Consider the following 15,582-nt stretch of genomic DNA (forward strand, 5'->3'; position numbering starts at 1 on the left):
GCAGTGGTTGTCGTGTCAGAATGGTACTCATAACGAATCTAACAGTTCGATTTATTCATGAGCTTGACTTTTTTAAAGCATACAGTTGAATAATTAAATCAGAAAGCTTAGAAAGTTCTTTGTTACGTTGATCTAAAGACAAATTCTCAAAATCACATTCATCATCAAAGCCTAATATTTCATCAATAACAGATTCAATTTGTGGATTTAAGTGCCATGCAGCTTCAAAATACTCAAAGCCACGTTCAAACCCATCTAGCCAAAGGTCAATCGCAGGCATGGCTTGACCTTTGTACATTTTATGATAAACGAATGGTTCAAAGTCAACAAGTTCATTGTCAAAACAGTGCTTAAGTGTATCGTAGTGTTGAGCAATACCTTCAAGCAATTTAGTTTGCTCTGCTGGGTCTTTGAAATGTGGCAAGGAACCTTCTTGCCAAACACCTTCTAACCAATCTTGCTCATCTATAAACTCAGGGCATAGTAATACTGCAGTTAAATATCCATCTAACATGGATAATGAAAAAATATGCTCATCACCAGTGAAGTTTTGTTCTGGTTCAGGATACAGGTTTAATAGTAATTCATCAAATTCATTGATTTTCTTAAGATCGAGTTTTAAGGGTCGTTTTTTATCAGCTTTAGGGCTCATATATACTCCGTTTTTAGTATCATTTTTTTATATCCATGCTGAATTTATAACGCATGAGAGAACGTAATAAAGTTATTTTTAATTTAATAAGAGTGGGGTTAAAAGTAATAAATAGTATAAATGATTTTAAAAGACTTTGAGAGAGCCTAACATGATTAAAAAACAACAAATGGTAATAATTAAAGACATTGGCGTGATTTGGCTGCGATCTTGGATCATGGTGATAATAAACCATGTTACCATCCCCCAAACGATGCCTTCTGAAATTGATAGCGTAAGTGGCATCAAAATAATAGTCATAAATGCAGGAATGGCATGGGATGTATCATCCCATTGAATTTGCTTAACGGAGGATAACATAAAACTTCCCACAATAACTAAAGCAGGTGCGACAACGTACATTGGGACCATCATTACAATGGGTGCTAAAAACAAAAAGGGTAAAAACAATATTCCGACGATAACTGCTACTAAGCCAGTACGCCCACCAACGGAGATACCCGTCACAGATTCAACGTAAATCGAAGTAGGGGAGCTGCCCATGAGGCCAGAGCTTGCTGATGCAAATGAGTCTACGATAAGGGATTGTTTGATACGAATCGGTTGACCATCTTTATCAAACCAATTAGAAGATTGTGCAAGACCGATTAAGGTGCCAGTGCTATCAAAAATATTGATAAATAGAAAAGTAAAAATTGCAGGAAGAGCAGCTACTTTTAGGCTACCTGACCAATCAATTGCAAAAAAGAGTGAAAAATCTGGCCATGATACAATATCGTTTGGTAAGTGCATGATGATGTTATCACCAAATATGCGTCCAACTGGAAAAGCTAATATGCAACCCAATACAATCATCAATAAAATAGCAGCTTTAATGCGTAGCGCTAGAAAAATGGTAAGCGCAAAAAAACAAATCAAAAATATAAGCGTTTCTGCTGTTAATGGTGCGATTGCCAACAAACCAGATGGTGCTTGGTATATAACACCAGCATTATAAAAGCCAACCAAAGCAATAAAAATACCAATTCCTGCACCAATACCATGCTTTACACCATCAGGGATGCCAGCCAGAATTTTAGTACGAACATTGAAAATAGCTAAAAGTGCAAATAGTACACCTGACCAAAAAACCGCACCCAGTGCAACTTGCCAAGGAATCTCCCAAGCTTTAACGATAGTGTACGTAAAAAAGACATTCATTCCCATTGCTGGTGCTAAAGCATAAGGGTTTCTGGCATAAACTCCCATAGCAATCGAGGCAAAGGCTGAAATAATCACTGTACTTGTCACAAGTGCACTTTCTGGCATTCCAGTTTGTGAGAGAATTTTCGCATTAACAACAATAATATACAGCGTCGCCAAAAAGGTGGTTAAACCTGCAATAAGTTCAGTGCGTAAAGATGTATTATATTTAGAAAATTGAAAGTAATTTTGTAAAAAATTCATAATTATTGAGTAAACCTTATTACCTTTGAGACATTCCAGCGCGGTATTGTATCATGAAATAAAAAACATACTAGTGTACCTAAATCCTAAACCTGCTTACAATATGCTGATTTACTTTGATTCTCATAATATATATTATGTTAAATTAATACCTAATAAAGATAAAAGATAAATTTTATCTCCTAACAACTAAAAAAACACATATCTGGTTTTTCCCAGATGTGAGACTCAGACAAAAAATGAAAAAACTCCTTTCCGTAGAGCTCATTTCTGTTTTATCTTGTCTCTGTTTCACCTTGCGCGAGCAAGGTCATCTAAACTTCTAAAAGCAATATTTACGGATTCAAGGTTAGGCTCATCGGCACGCATATCTTCAATTAAACCTAACCAGCGTGCAATGTAGCTTTTATTAAGGTCAAGCCAATACTGTATTTTTGCTTCAACACCTTCAATATCTAGACATAGCTCAATCACGCGCTTAACAAGGCGATATTGTAATTTATCTAAGTCATCCCTTAATGCTGAAGTTGAAAGCGTACCCCAATACGATTGTTTACTACCTAAGTTATTAATACATCCCCTAAACCATGACAACCATAATTTTTGATTCAACAAAATAGAAATTTCTTCAAATAGCTTCTCATCTTGAATTACTTCAATTGCCGCAGTTAAATCCATTACCGAGGTTGCCATTTTAAATGACAAGACACTATCAATGATATCTTGTGGTACGCCTGCTTCTAACAACGCAGCAGATTTACGCTCAATACGTTGTTTTTCAGATGAAATAAGAAGCCTTGGGAAAACTTTTAACGATTCAGTTGCTGATATGGCATATTTTTCAATAGTTTGATTAATTGCAAAACCACGTGTCTCATTACGTAATATCCAACGGCAATTTCGTCTAACAAATCTAAATAAGATTTGCAAACATTCTTGTTGGCTTTCGCTAGAAACTTTGCCATTTAGGTTTTCAACCTTTTGCCATATTTGATTCAAGCCAAAAATTTCAACAATCGCACAAAATGCCTTAATAATATCGGCAACAGAAGCACCAGTTTCATCATATAGTCTCTGAATAAAAGTAACACCCATGTATAAAGTTACAGCATTGGTAATTTGAGTCGCGATAATCTCTCTTTTAAGCTTATGACTTTGCATTAAATTCACATACTTTTCGCGTAATACTTTTGGAAATTCCCATAATAAAAAGAATGAAAAATAAGGGTCATCAGGCAAGTCTGACTTTAAGATTTGTTGTTTAATCATTGTTTTGGTGTATGCCATAATCACAGCAAACTCAGGAGCAGTTAAGCTTTTACCAGATACAGCTCTTGTTTGTAATAACTTATCAGTTGGCAAATATTCAACTTCACGATCAAGTTGCATTTTACGCTCAAGCTCACGCATCAAGCGTGCATAAGATTCAACAAAGTAGCGTTCCTGATATTTCAACTCATTAGCAATAGTCCTGTTTTGACTATAATTATTTTCAAGCACCAACTTTGCTACATCATCAGACATTTCTGCCAATAACTTATTCCTACTTTGCATAGAAATATCACCACATTCGACTGCTGCATTAAGTAGAATTTTAATATTCACTTCGTGATCTGAACAATCAACTCCTGCGGCATTGTCTATCGCATCAGTGTTGATTGCACCACCTTTTAAGGCATATTCAATACGACCTAATTGAGTAAAACCAAGATTCCCCCCCTCCCCCACTACTAAGCAGTTTAGATCACGACCATTAACACGTAATGAATCATTGGCTCGATCACCTACATCTTGATGACTTTCAGTATGCGCCTTAACGTAGGTACCAATTCCTCCATTCCATAGTAATTCAAAGTTTGCTTTAAGCAGAAGTTGAATTAATTTGTTTGGTTCAAGTTCATCAGCATCTGTTTGCAGTAAAGCTTTAATTTCATTGCTTAACTTAATACTTTTTACTAGACGACTAAATATCCCACCACCTTGTGAAATAAGAGATTTATCATAATCTTCCCAAGTTGAGCGCGGCATATCAAATAACCGTTTTCTTTCTACATAACTAGAAGTTGCATCTGGATTAGGATCAATGAAAATATGCATGTGGTTGAAAGCAGCGATTAGGCGAATATGTTTAGACAATAGCATTCCATTACCAAACACATCCCCTGACATATCACCAATACCAACCACTGTAAAATCTTCGCTTTGGATATCTTTACCTTTTTCTCTAAAGTGACGTTTAACTGACTCCCATGCTCCACGCGCAGTAATTGCCATTTTCTTATGATCATAGCCATTTGAACCACCTGAAGCAAACGCATCCCCTAGCCAAAAATCGTATTGAACAGCCACTTCATTAGCAATATCTGAAAAAGTCGCCGTACCTTTATCAGCTGCAACAACCAAATATGGATCATCTTCATCATAACAAATGACATTTTGTGGTTTGATAATTTCATTATTTTTAATATTATCAGTGATATCTAAAAGAGAACTAATAAACATTCTATAACAGCTTATAGCTTCCTCCATTACGGCATCACGCCCTAAGTGAACAGGTAATTTTTTAGGTAAAAATCCACCCTTTGCACCAAGTGGGACAATAACAGCATTTTTAACTTGTTGTGCTTTAACTAAGCCTAATATTTCTGTGCGATAATCTTCTTTTCGATCCGACCAACGTAGTCCACCACGAGCAACTTTTGCACCGCGTAAATGTATGCCTTCAACTCGTGGTGAATACATAAAAATTTCGAACATAGGTACAGGCTTTGGCATTTCTGAAATTTTTGCTGGAATGAGCTTGAAAGAAATATATTCTTTATATTCATTATTTGCAGTTTTTTGGTAGAAGTTTGTGCGTTGGGTTGCCTCAACGATTTCATATAAACGGCGCAAGATCTTATCCTGATCTAAACTTGCAACGTTACTCAATTTATTTTTAATTGACTGACGATAAGCTTCTACTTTTTCTTGACGCATTTCTTTAGCATATTCTGGGTTAAAACGTATATCAAATAATTTTATTATTTCTCGAATAATATCAGAGTATTCTATAAATGTGGTTTCAATATGCTGTTGACTAAAACGCATACCAATTTGTACCACATAGCGTGTGTAGGTCCTTACTAAAGCAACTTCACGCCAATTTAAACCAGCATAAACGATTAAAGAGTTAAGGCGATCATTTTCTGTGATACCAATCCATATAACAGCAAAGGCTTCTTTTAATAATTCACTTACTTCCATAATATCAACTGGTTTAGTAGTGGTTAAACCAAAATCAGATAACCATATAAATCCACCTGACTTTGGGCTAATTTTATATGGACGCTCCTCCGATACGCAAAGACCAAAATTTTCTAAAATTGGCATCACTTGGCTTAACTGAATAATTTCATCACGTAAAAAAACTTTAAAATGTAATCTATTGCTGCTTTCTTCTAGAACCTGGTATAAGCACATTGATAGTCGATTTTTATGCGAGGTTTCAAAATGAATAACATCAGAAACTGCTTTACGTGGAATGTAATCATCTTTATATGCTGAAGAAAAAGCATGTCCATATTCTTGGAAATAATAACGACCTTTATTTTCGCCATACTCTTCAATTAATTCATCAAAAAGGTAATCGCTCCATTGGCGCTCAGCTGTTTTAATTTGTTCTTCTAACAGCTCAAAATCAATATTTTCAAAGGCTGAATTACCATCTAAGTAAACTGTAAAGTCAATACGGCATAGAACACTTTCTAAGAAGTTTGTTTTAAACACAATGCGGTTACCATTGAAAGTTTTTAGCAATATCTTTTCGGCGCGTTCACGCACATCGGAATTGTAACGATCCCTCGGCATATAAAGCATACAAAAATAATAACGACTAAATTGGTCCTTACGTACGAACAACTTTATTATTTGGCGCTCACGAATATGATAAATTCCAAGAGCAGTATTAAAGAGTTCTTCATCAGAGCTTAAAAAGAGCTCATCACGTGGATAAGTGTCAATAATATTACTTAGTGCTTTATAGGCATGACCAAACTTTCTAAAGCCTGATTGCTTTAATACCATTTCTTTGCGTAAGCGTAAAAATGGGATATGTTGTGGTGATGAATGATAGGCAGTTGATGTATACAAACCTAACAAACGTTTATAGCCAATAATTTCACTTTTATCATCATAAATAGCAACAGAAACAACATCCATATAAGCTTGACGATGAATTGGAGAAATCTGATCTGACTTAGCAACAGTTAAAATTGCATCTACATTTGTACTAATATTTAAACTTTTTTCATGAATATCATTGAGTGCAGTAATATAGTCATCATTCACTGAGAATAATCCTAAGACACAATCTTTTTGTGCTGTAAAAACCTTCCCGTGTTTAGTTTTTTTTGCCGCAAATGCACAATAACCTAAAAAGATAAAATGGTCTTTTTTTAAGAATTCTAGAAAGTCAATTGCCTCATTATAATAGTTTTTAGCAATTTTATTTTTCGGACGTTGGACATCTTGAATCATGGTTTGTAATTCGTTTTTCATTGGTTCGAAATCACGAATAACTGCTTGTAGCTTTTTATAGGTTTCTCTAACATTTGCTTCAATAAGCTCAAAATTCTGGCGTTGATCGCTCTGACGATCAATTTCCATTATAACCAAGCATGATTTAGCAGTATCTAGCATTGAAACGTTATCTCCAATATTATCAACAAGCTCAGTAAGCTCACCTCTAGCATTGCGCTTTAAATCAATACCCCCAACATTCATCATAAAATGAATACCAATACCCATAGAAGACATTAACATCATTAAGCTATCAACGATAAAAGGAGAATCATAACATGACATTTCTATGACTGTATGGTGTGATACCCAGCCATTTTGTTCATATACTGGATTGTAAACACGTACTAATAAATCATTATCACTGTTTTTGTAAATGTATTTCCAAAAAGATACGATAGAGCCGTATAAATCAAGAAGTTCGCGACTGTACAATTCTTTTTCTGAAATCACTCGAATATATGCTTTTAAAAGTGACTCGAGATTCTTTGCATTTTGTACTGAAAATTTGTCCTTGAACATGCTTGTTAATTTTTCGATAAGCGCTTGCGTTCTCTCGTTGTAGTGCATTTTTAAACCTACTGTTTGTTTTGTTGACAAAAGACGCAAGCATAATAAGCGAGTTTTGCCTGTCTCTCAATACCCTACTTTACTTTAGTTTAAACTTTTTAGTACCTTATAAAAGGTTAGGTTTTAAGGCGATAATAAGTGTATATTGCTGAGCATTAATTTGATATTGAATTTCAATACCCTTTGTTTCTTTATACCAACTATTTAGATAACCTGGAGTACCTTCATTATCTATATTTCTCCAGGCGCCATTAATAAAATAGCGAATCTGAAAGTCTTCAACATTTCTGATCACTTCATCACTTTTGCTTTCCCCATCCACATTAAGCATGAGGCTTCTTACACCATTAAGTTCACGCAAATAGAAGATATAAACATGATATTGAGCTAAAAAACTATTGATTGCATAGGATCTTGCTGGACCTTGCTCAACAGAAACTAAGCTACCTGAGGCATTAGCTGTGGCTTTCATGACCTGATATCCTGCCTGATCGGCAAGTAATACAAAATCATTTTTTCCAATTGCTAAAGTTGTTGGAATAGGATTGTCACCTTGATTAATTCCTGATGTGGTAAATTGACTGCTAACCATGCTTTGTAACATTAAGATATGTGTCCCTAATACCTGGTTAGGAGGATTATAGAAGTTTAATAAAGTTGCAGCATAGATAGGGGGATAAACTAGTGGATTAAAGCTTAAAGTACGCACATCAACTTGCTGCCAAGGCCAAATTCCAAAAGGTGAAAGTGAAGTTGCTTTATCTATAGTATTACGGATAACTTGTGAAACGAGATTTGCACGCGTATTATCCGTCATTTGTGTTACGGTACGCGTATAACTATTACGTACCGTAAAATACATTTCTGCTGCAATCACTAAAACAAAGGCACCCACAGAGATACCAATCAATACTTGAATAAGCGATGCTCCTTGTTGTTTTTTTAGTTTCTTTAGATAACTAGCCATCCTGTGTGCTCCTTAAGGACTCACCGCATAAATTCTTTTTTGTTCAATATTTAACATGATGTTTCTACCAATTAATTCTGTAGCTGTTGTTGAAAAGTTAATGTTTCCTGTAGGCGAGAGATCCATGTTTTGACCTGTTATCCAGGACTCTTCAACTCGATTGTCAAGTAAAAATTCAATCTCAACTTGACTGTTAGTACGATTGGCAACTATTGCTGAACGCAGCATTACGGTTATAAATGAATTGAAAACAAAGACTAAAATGGTAAGAGCAACGAGTGACTCAATTAAGCTAAATCCATTTTGTTTTTTTAATTCAATTTTCATGGCTGAACCTTAAATACTGCTAGATTCTAAACTCAGTATAGATAGTACCATCTTTTTTAAAAGTTAATCACGGTACTTTTATAGTGTTACCTTGCTGTTAAAAACCGATCAATCCGTTGATAAAGAATTTCGCATTCTTGCGGCACCAATTTGCCAAAATTAATGAACCCATGAATCATGTTATCAAAATGATAATGATGAGTATCTACCCCCCGCTCCATTAATGCTTGTGCAAACAATAATCCTTCGTCTCTTAATGGGTCATAACCTGCAGTAAAAACTAAGGTGCGAGGCATTTTTTCGAGATTTTTAATATAAAGTGGTGATATACGTGAGTCATCGGCATTTATACCTTTTGGTCGATATTGCTCATTATACCAATTAACATTGCGTGATTCTAACAAATAACCCTGGCTAAACTCACACATCGACTCCGTATTATGGCTAAGATCAGTTGTAGGATAAATCAGTATCTGATTAGTCACATTAAAATCTCTTGTTTGTAATGATTTCTCAATGCATAAAACTGTGTAATTACCACCAGAACTATCTCCTGCCAAAGTAAAATCTTCATTGCTTGCCTTGATATCATGTGCATGGTTATATGCCCATTTAGCAGCAATATAAACATCATCTAGCCCTGAAGGGTAAGGATTTTCAGGAGCCAAACGATAGTCAATAGCTAAAACCACACGATTGGTTATTTTAGCTAAATACCGACAAGGTGAATCAAAAGAGTTCAATGTACCAGACACAAAGCCACCACCATGTGTATAGATAATAATTGGAAGATATTTACTGGGATCAGGATGGTATAAACGTACATTAATTTCACGTTTATCAATTTTAAGTGCAAAATCCCTAATCGAGGTAAGTTCAATTTTTTCTCCAGCGTATAACATGAGTGATGATGCGGACCTACGCACACTTTCAATGTTAAGTGGGCTCTCTTTTTTATATTTATTCACGAAATCCAATAAGTTTTGTAATTTATCTGGAATCATCTTTAAACCATGATAAAGTGTGACTTCTCTTAGTTCAGATTTTGGTTTAACCTGCACTGATACACTATTTGACTTCGCTAAAACGCTAAACCAACTTTGCTGTTTGGGTGTCATCCTATCACCCAAACCACTTATACTGCTTGCAATACCTAAATCATTACAATCAGATAGGGCAAATTCAGTTAAGTGCATACCAACCCATTTCACTAGCATTACAGCTTTAGCATGATTATCAAAACGAGTTTGTAAAATACAATCATTGTTGATAATGTTATTTGACCAAGGCACGTAGTCAACAATAAAATTACATGGCAAGTAATGGAGTCCTGCCTCTCTTGCTAAAACAAATTCAGGAAAAGCCGTCATACCAATAACACCACCTCCCATTGCCTGATAGCATTTTGCATCTACCATCGTTGGAAATTGAGGTCCGTCAATACAAATACAAACTTGACCAAAATGAATAGGGAAGTCAAAGTTTTTCTTATACTGCTTTATTTTATTTGCCGCCTCTTCGCTAATTGGATGTGTTAGTGATACATAAGCTAAAATTCCATCATCACAAAAAGTAGCTTCACGCAACCCTTTAGTACGATCTATATATTGATAAGGAATTACCATTTCTCCAGGTTTGATGATGGTTTGTAAACTTCGTACCGACGATAGTGCCAAAATCGCTGTGGCTCCGTATTTTTTAAGCACATAAATATTAGCCCGATAATTAATTTTAGAAGGCAGAATATTTTCAGATTGTCCTGTTCGACATAAGAAAAGCATTTCTTTATCATTAACCTTGATACGGTAGAGTCCATTTGAACACAAGCCAAAAGGTGTTTCTCTTGGTAAGGGCTCGATTATTTCAAACTCATCAAATTCTTCAAAACCACTGCTACCAATAATTGCCCACATAACTTTATTTGATCCTTATTTTCAACATATCAGTTTACATTTAGGTTATAAACTTGCTTGCCAAGACTGTCGTAATAACATTTTTTCATTTAAATACAATTCAACCTTAAACGTATCACCTAATTTGATTTCTCCAACGCCTTCTGGTGTACCTGTCATCAATATATCACCAGATAACATGCTGAAATATTGTTCTATATGATAAATTAGCATTTGCGGTTTATAAATCATATGTGCATAATCACCTTTTTGCTTAAGTTGATTATTAATATATAACGCAAATGATAAATGCTTAATAAGACTTTCATCTTCAAGTAGAATAAACTTGCTAAACACTGCAGATGAATCAAAGGCCTTAGCCTTTTCCCAGGGCAATCCTTTTTGCTTTAAAGTTGTTTGTAATGCTCTATCTGTTAAATCCAAACCAATAGCAACAGCTTTTAGATGGTGATCAATAACCATAAAACTTAATTCAGCTTCATAATGTAATATTCTATTAGCTGGAATGACTAAACAATCGGATAGTGAAGAATTTGGTTTAATAAAAAGTACTGGTTCATCAGGTACTTGATTGTTTAATTCATGAATGTGCTTAAGGTAATTACGACCAACACAAACGATTTTTGAAGGTGTTATTGTAGTTTGATTAAATGCAACACTACGCATATAAATAAAATAAAGAGTTAAACTGAAAAAGATGAACCACAACCACAAGTTGTTTTAGCATTGGGGTTGCGAATAATGAAATGTGCCCCTTCTACATCTTCTTTATAGTCAATGTCAGCACCAATTAGGTATTGAAAACTCATTGCATCCACTAATAGACAAACACCCTGATTTTCAAACATCATATCGTCTTCTTTTCGCTCCTCATCAAAAGTAAATCCATATTGAAAACCAGAACAGCCACCGCCTGTTATATAGACGCGTAACTTCAAATTAACGTTTTCTTCTTCGTTGATAAGCTCTTTCACTTTTAATGCTGCAGCATTAGTAAAATTAAGTGGTTGAGCAAGTTGCACAGCCATCTTCATATCCTTAAATATCATTAACTATATTTTTATTGTATTGGTACAAGCTTAATTTTTCCCATGCGATCAATGTTTTGCACCATTACTTTAAGGGTTTTACCCTCAGTCATAGTATTTGGGTTAACACCTATATTTTCAAGCTCAGAAAATGGCAACAACCCATCTTTACCAGGCAGAATGTTCACAAATACTCCAAAATCTAATGCTTTTACCACTTTCCCACTATAAGTTTGCCCAATTTCAGCACTTGCCGTTAATGCTTCAATTTCAGCAATTGCAGCATTTAATGCATCCTTACTTCTTGCAAAAATTTTTACTTCACCATTATCTGAAGTATCAATTGAAGCTCCTGTTTTCTCAGTAATACCTTTTATGGTTACACCACCCTTACCAATTACATCACGAATTTTAGCCGGATCAATCGTAATGATTTCAACCTGTGGCGCATTATCAGCAGTTTGCATTTTATATTCAGAAATGACTTCATTCATAATACCTAAAATATGTAAACGCCCTTCTTTTGCTTGCTCTAAAGCTGCATGCATGATTTCGCGCGTAATCCCTTTTATTTTGATATCCATCTGTAACGCAGTTATGCCATAACGTGTACCTGCTACTTTAAAGTCCATGTCACCCAAATGATCTTCATCACCTAAAATATCAGATAAAACAGCGTATTTACTACCATCTTTTATCAGTCCCATTGCAATGCCTGCAACAGGGGCTGCAAGTGGAACGCCCGCATCCATCATCGACAAAGATGCACCACAAACGGTTGCCATTGAACTTGAGCCATTAGATTCCATGATTTCGGATACTACGCGCACGACGTAAGGGTAAATCTCTTCATTTGGAAAAACCGCTTGTGTAGCACGTTTTGCTAGATTTGCATGACCAATTTCACGGCGTTTAGGCGATCCAATCATGCCCGTTTCACCAACAGAAAACGGTGGAAAATTATAGTGGAGCATATAACGATTTTTCTTGTCACCACTTAGCGTTTCGATAAACTGGGCATCTCGGTCGTTACCTAACGTTGTGACAACTAATGCTTGTGTTTCACCACGTGTAAACAAAGCAGAACCATGTGCTTTAGGCAATACACCTGTCTTAACATTGATTGGGCGCACAGTACGTGTATCGCGACCATCAATACGTGGGAAACCATCTAAAATATTTTTACGCACCAATTCTTTTTCGATATCGTGAAAGATGTTTTTAATTTCGTCAACTGATACTTCATCTAATTCGGTTTCATCAACAATAATCGACTCAATAACAGTCTTTCTTAAATTATTTAATAATTGCGTACGCTTTTGTTTTTCTGTTGCTTGATATGCACTTTTAATTTCGCTAAAGAAACGTGTCTTAATTTGCTCTTTTAGTGCTTTATTTTCAATTTTAGGTGTAAATTCCCAGCGTGGTTTTGCTGCATATTTTGCCAAATGATTAATCGCTTCAATAATTACTTGCATTTGTTGATGACCATATAATACGGCACCTAACATCACATCTTCTGGTAAGCTTTTAGCTTCTGATTCAACCATTAAAACGGCATCTTTTGTACCAGCAACTACCAGATCAAGCTCAGAAATCCCTTGCTTTGCAAATGAAGGATTTAAAATATATTGACCATCGATAAAACCAACACGCACACCTGCAACTGGTCCTTCAAACGGAACTCCAGACAATAGCAACGAAGCCGAAGCACCGATCAGCGCTGGAATATCAGGTGGTACCTCAGGATCAAATGATAAAACGGTTGCAACAACTTGAACTTCATTATAAAAGCCTTCCGGAAATAGTGGTCTCAATGAACGATCAATCAAACGAGAAATGAGTGTTTCATAATCGGTTGGACGCCCTTCTCGACGTGGAAAACCACCTGGAATTTTGCCCGCTGCATAAGATTTTTCTTGGTAGTTAACTGTCAATGGGAAAAAGTCGATACCTTCCTTAACCTCTTTGTTAGCAGCTGTGGTTACCAATACAACAGTATCGCCAATTGTAACAGTCACAGAACCTACTGCTTGACGTGCCATCGCACCTGTTTCCAAAATAACCTGATGTTGTCCTAACTGAAAGACTTCTTTAAATATTTTCACTTGTATACCTTAAATTATCATTGTTTTGCAATGTGTCGTGCCAATGAATATCAACTATTATTTCTTATCTACGTAGACCTAAACGATCGATCAATACGCGATAGCGCTCAATATCTTTGCTCTTTAAGTAATCTAAAAGCTTACGGCGTTGGCTAACAAGGCGTAATAATCCACGTCTTGAGTGGAAATCTTGCTTATGCTGCTCGAAATGACCTTGCAAATCTTCAATACGTGCAGTTAATAATGCAATTTGTACTTCTGGTGAGCCTGTGTCGCCCTCTGAACGTTGATGTTCAACGACGATTACCTTTTTTTGCTCGGTGCTTAACATAAAGTTTTTCTCCTAAGATTTTGTATTGTGTTAAACTTCCCATTTTTAGTTTTCCTTGTTAGTTTAGAAACATAAAAAACCGTGACAGTTTAGCAACGCAGTATAATACATGCTTTTTTTAGAAACAACAAGCAAAGCCAAGGCTTATTTTTACGTAACTCCGTAGTTTTTTTGATAAGATTTCATGCGTATTAATAAGGTTTCTTCAATCTGACCTTTAACTTGTATATATTCAATTAAGTCACGCAATGTAGCTACAGCGTAAATAGGAAACCGATATGTCTCTGTAAGTGATTGAATAGCAGAAACGTTTTGACCAGGCGCAATTTCTTGACGATCAAGCGCTACACAGACACCGACAATATGACCATTTTGTGCGTAAATTACGTTAATAGCTTCTTTGATTGCAGTACCTGCGGTAATTACATCATCAATGATCAGTACACGCTTACCAGTAATGTTAGCACCAACTAATATCCCACCCTCGCCATGGTCTTTTACTTCTTTACGATTATAGCAAAATCCAACTTCAATATTATATTTTGAAAATAAAATTGAAGCCACAAGTGCTGCTAGGGCAATACCTTTATAGGCAGGTCCGAACACTACATCAAATGCAACCTTCTCCTGCATGATTTTCTGTACATAACACTCCGCAAGTTGATACAGCGTCTTACCACTATTAAAAAGCCCTGCATTAAAAAAATAGGGGCTTATTCTGCCAGATTTTAATCTAAACTCACCAAATTTAAGCGCACTAGCGCTAATCGCTGCATCAAAGAAAATGTGATTCATCATCGTTTAGTTACCATACTTTTTTTCATAACGCCACTATAGCAAAATCTGACCGACTTTAAATATAATTTTTAGCATCAGAACCTTTCTTAGAATAAAATAAAAAAGCATCTTCCTTGCTAAGATATTTGACCTTAATTTGGAATGCTCTTTCGAAATTATCATCAAGTATTACTTCTTTGGGTGATGATTTTTTTAAAAGTTTACCTTCATGAATCAATAGCATTTCATCACAAAATTTTGCTGCTGAATTAATATCGTGCATCACTGCAATAACGCCAATGTTACGCGTTGCTAAAATATGATTTAGTGTTTCGAAAACTTGCGCTTGTTGGTATAAATCTAAACCAGTTGCATGCTCATCTAACAACAGCCAACGTTCAGCGCTATTATTGTTATCTGCCATAATTTGAATAAGCACGCGCGCAAGATGGACACGCTGTTTTTGCCCACCTGAAAGAGTATGAAAACTTTGATTTTTTTGTTTAGATAAACTTAACAGTTTAAAAATATAATCTAAAACCTCAAGCTTACTATCATGTGGAATTGCACAGGAATAGGTACCCATTAAAACAACATCCATAACAGAGTATTGAAATAATACTTTTGTATATTGAGATAAACATGCGATCAATTTTGAACGATCTTTTATACTTAACATCAAAATGTCTTTTTCATTTATATAGACTTTGCCCGATAAAAGTTTTTGAGAAAAGACTCCTGTTATTGCATTTAATAAACTAGATTTACCTGCACCATTGATGCCAATAATGGCATATTTTTTACGAGGGATAAATTCAGCAGTAATGTTTTTTAGTCTTAACTGCAAGACTAGATCTTCTACTTTAAGCACAACAAAAACCATAACAAAATCATAAAAAAACT

12 protein-coding genes are annotated in these 15,582 nt (G+C 35.3%); all 12 read right to left on the reverse strand.

The features are described from left to right. Nucleotides 1–55: 55 nt before the first annotated feature. The 12 genes from DNJ77_RS02900 to DNJ77_RS02955 all read right to left on the reverse strand — a co-directional run bounded on the left by DNJ77_RS02900 (nucleotide 56) and on the right by DNJ77_RS02955 (nucleotide 15,550). The gene (locus DNJ77_RS02900) at nucleotides 56–652 is read right to left on the reverse strand and encodes a UPF0149 family protein (protein ID WP_116963503.1); all 597 of its coding nucleotides are present in this window, start codon (nucleotides 650–652) and stop codon (nucleotides 56–58) included. Between the two features lie 126 nt (nucleotides 653–778). Continuing rightward, nucleotides 779–2,098 (reverse strand): NCS2 family permease, encoded by a 1,320-nt coding sequence (locus tag DNJ77_RS02905; RefSeq protein WP_239986731.1) that lies wholly within the window; start codon nucleotides 2,096–2,098, stop codon nucleotides 779–781. Nucleotides 2,099–2,389: 291 nt separating this feature from the next. Further along, nucleotides 2,390–7,228 carry an NAD-glutamate dehydrogenase gene (locus DNJ77_RS02910; RefSeq protein ID WP_116963504.1) on the reverse strand — a complete coding sequence of 1,613 codons (4,839 nt, stop codon included), beginning with the start codon at nucleotides 7,226–7,228 and terminating at the stop codon, nucleotides 2,390–2,392. Between the two features lie 106 nt (nucleotides 7,229–7,334). After that, nucleotides 7,335–8,195, reverse strand: a complete 861-nt coding sequence (locus DNJ77_RS02915) for a PilW family protein (RefSeq protein ID WP_116963505.1) — start codon at nucleotides 8,193–8,195, stop codon at nucleotides 7,335–7,337. A gap of 12 nt (nucleotides 8,196–8,207) precedes the next feature. Further along, nucleotides 8,208–8,522: a type IV pilus modification PilV family protein gene (locus DNJ77_RS02920; protein ID WP_116963506.1), complete on the reverse strand. Its 315-nt coding sequence runs from the start codon at nucleotides 8,520–8,522 to the stop codon at nucleotides 8,208–8,210. Nucleotides 8,523–8,608: 86 nt separating this feature from the next. Next, a complete protein-coding gene (locus DNJ77_RS02925) occupies nucleotides 8,609–10,435 on the reverse strand; it encodes an alpha/beta hydrolase fold domain-containing protein (RefSeq protein WP_116963507.1) in 1,827 nt (608 codons plus the stop codon). A 45-nt stretch (nucleotides 10,436–10,480) separates the two neighbouring features. Beyond that, a complete protein-coding gene (locus tag DNJ77_RS02930; protein WP_116963537.1) occupies nucleotides 10,481–11,101 on the reverse strand; it encodes a fumarylacetoacetate hydrolase family protein in 621 nt (206 codons plus the stop codon). A gap of 17 nt (nucleotides 11,102–11,118) precedes the next feature. Next, the gene (erpA, locus tag DNJ77_RS02935) at nucleotides 11,119–11,469 is read right to left on the reverse strand and encodes an iron-sulfur cluster insertion protein ErpA (RefSeq protein WP_157966569.1); all 351 of its coding nucleotides are present in this window, start codon (nucleotides 11,467–11,469) and stop codon (nucleotides 11,119–11,121) included. A 26-nt stretch (nucleotides 11,470–11,495) separates the two neighbouring features. After that, on the reverse strand, nucleotides 11,496–13,571 hold the full coding sequence (gene pnp / locus DNJ77_RS02940; protein ID WP_116963509.1) for a polyribonucleotide nucleotidyltransferase: 2,076 nt from the start codon (nucleotides 13,569–13,571) through the stop codon (nucleotides 11,496–11,498). Between the two features lie 64 nt (nucleotides 13,572–13,635). Next, nucleotides 13,636–13,902 (reverse strand): 30S ribosomal protein S15, encoded by a 267-nt coding sequence (rpsO, locus tag DNJ77_RS02945; RefSeq protein ID WP_116963510.1) that lies wholly within the window; start codon nucleotides 13,900–13,902, stop codon nucleotides 13,636–13,638. A gap of 150 nt (nucleotides 13,903–14,052) precedes the next feature. Continuing rightward, entirely contained in the window at nucleotides 14,053–14,700 is a 648-nt protein-coding gene (pyrE, locus tag DNJ77_RS02950; protein ID WP_116963511.1) for an orotate phosphoribosyltransferase, read from the reverse strand. A 55-nt stretch (nucleotides 14,701–14,755) separates the two neighbouring features. Next, the gene (locus DNJ77_RS02955; RefSeq protein WP_157966570.1) at nucleotides 14,756–15,550 is read right to left on the reverse strand and encodes an ATP-binding cassette domain-containing protein; all 795 of its coding nucleotides are present in this window, start codon (nucleotides 15,548–15,550) and stop codon (nucleotides 14,756–14,758) included. Nucleotides 15,551–15,582 lie beyond the last annotated feature (32 nt).

Source organism: Fastidiosibacter lacustris, from assembly GCF_003428155.1.
GTDB classification, from domain to species: Bacteria; Pseudomonadota; Gammaproteobacteria; order Francisellales; family Francisellaceae; genus Caedibacter; species Caedibacter lacustris.

What these genes read in the sequence shown, in the direction of transcription:
- DNJ77_RS02900 (WP_116963503.1), bottom strand. Translation starts at nt 652, where the DNA reads ATGAGCCCTAAAGCTGATAAAAAACGACCCTTAAAACTCGATCTTAAG.
- DNJ77_RS02905 (WP_239986731.1), bottom strand. Translation starts at nt 2,098, where the DNA reads ATGAATTTTTTACAAAATTACTTTCAATTTTCTAAATATAATACATCT.
- DNJ77_RS02910 (WP_116963504.1), bottom strand. Translation starts at nt 7,228, where the DNA reads ATGCACTACAACGAGAGAACGCAAGCGCTTATCGAAAAATTAACAAGC.
- DNJ77_RS02915 (WP_116963505.1), bottom strand. Translation starts at nt 8,195, where the DNA reads ATGGCTAGTTATCTAAAGAAACTAAAAAAACAACAAGGAGCATCGCTT.
- DNJ77_RS02920 (WP_116963506.1), bottom strand. Translation starts at nt 8,522, where the DNA reads ATGAAAATTGAATTAAAAAAACAAAATGGATTTAGCTTAATTGAGTCA.
- DNJ77_RS02925 (WP_116963507.1), bottom strand. Translation starts at nt 10,435, where the DNA reads ATGTGGGCAATTATTGGTAGCAGTGGTTTTGAAGAATTTGATGAGTTT.
- DNJ77_RS02930 (WP_116963537.1), bottom strand. Translation starts at nt 11,101, where the DNA reads ATGCGTAGTGTTGCATTTAATCAAACTACAATAACACCTTCAAAAATC.
- erpA (WP_157966569.1), bottom strand. Translation starts at nt 11,469, where the DNA reads ATGAAGATGGCTGTGCAACTTGCTCAACCACTTAATTTTACTAATGCT.
- rpsO (WP_116963510.1), bottom strand. Translation starts at nt 13,902, where the DNA reads ATGTTAAGCACCGAGCAAAAAAAGGTAATCGTCGTTGAACATCAACGT.
- pyrE (WP_116963511.1), bottom strand. Translation starts at nt 14,700, where the DNA reads ATGATGAATCACATTTTCTTTGATGCAGCGATTAGCGCTAGTGCGCTT.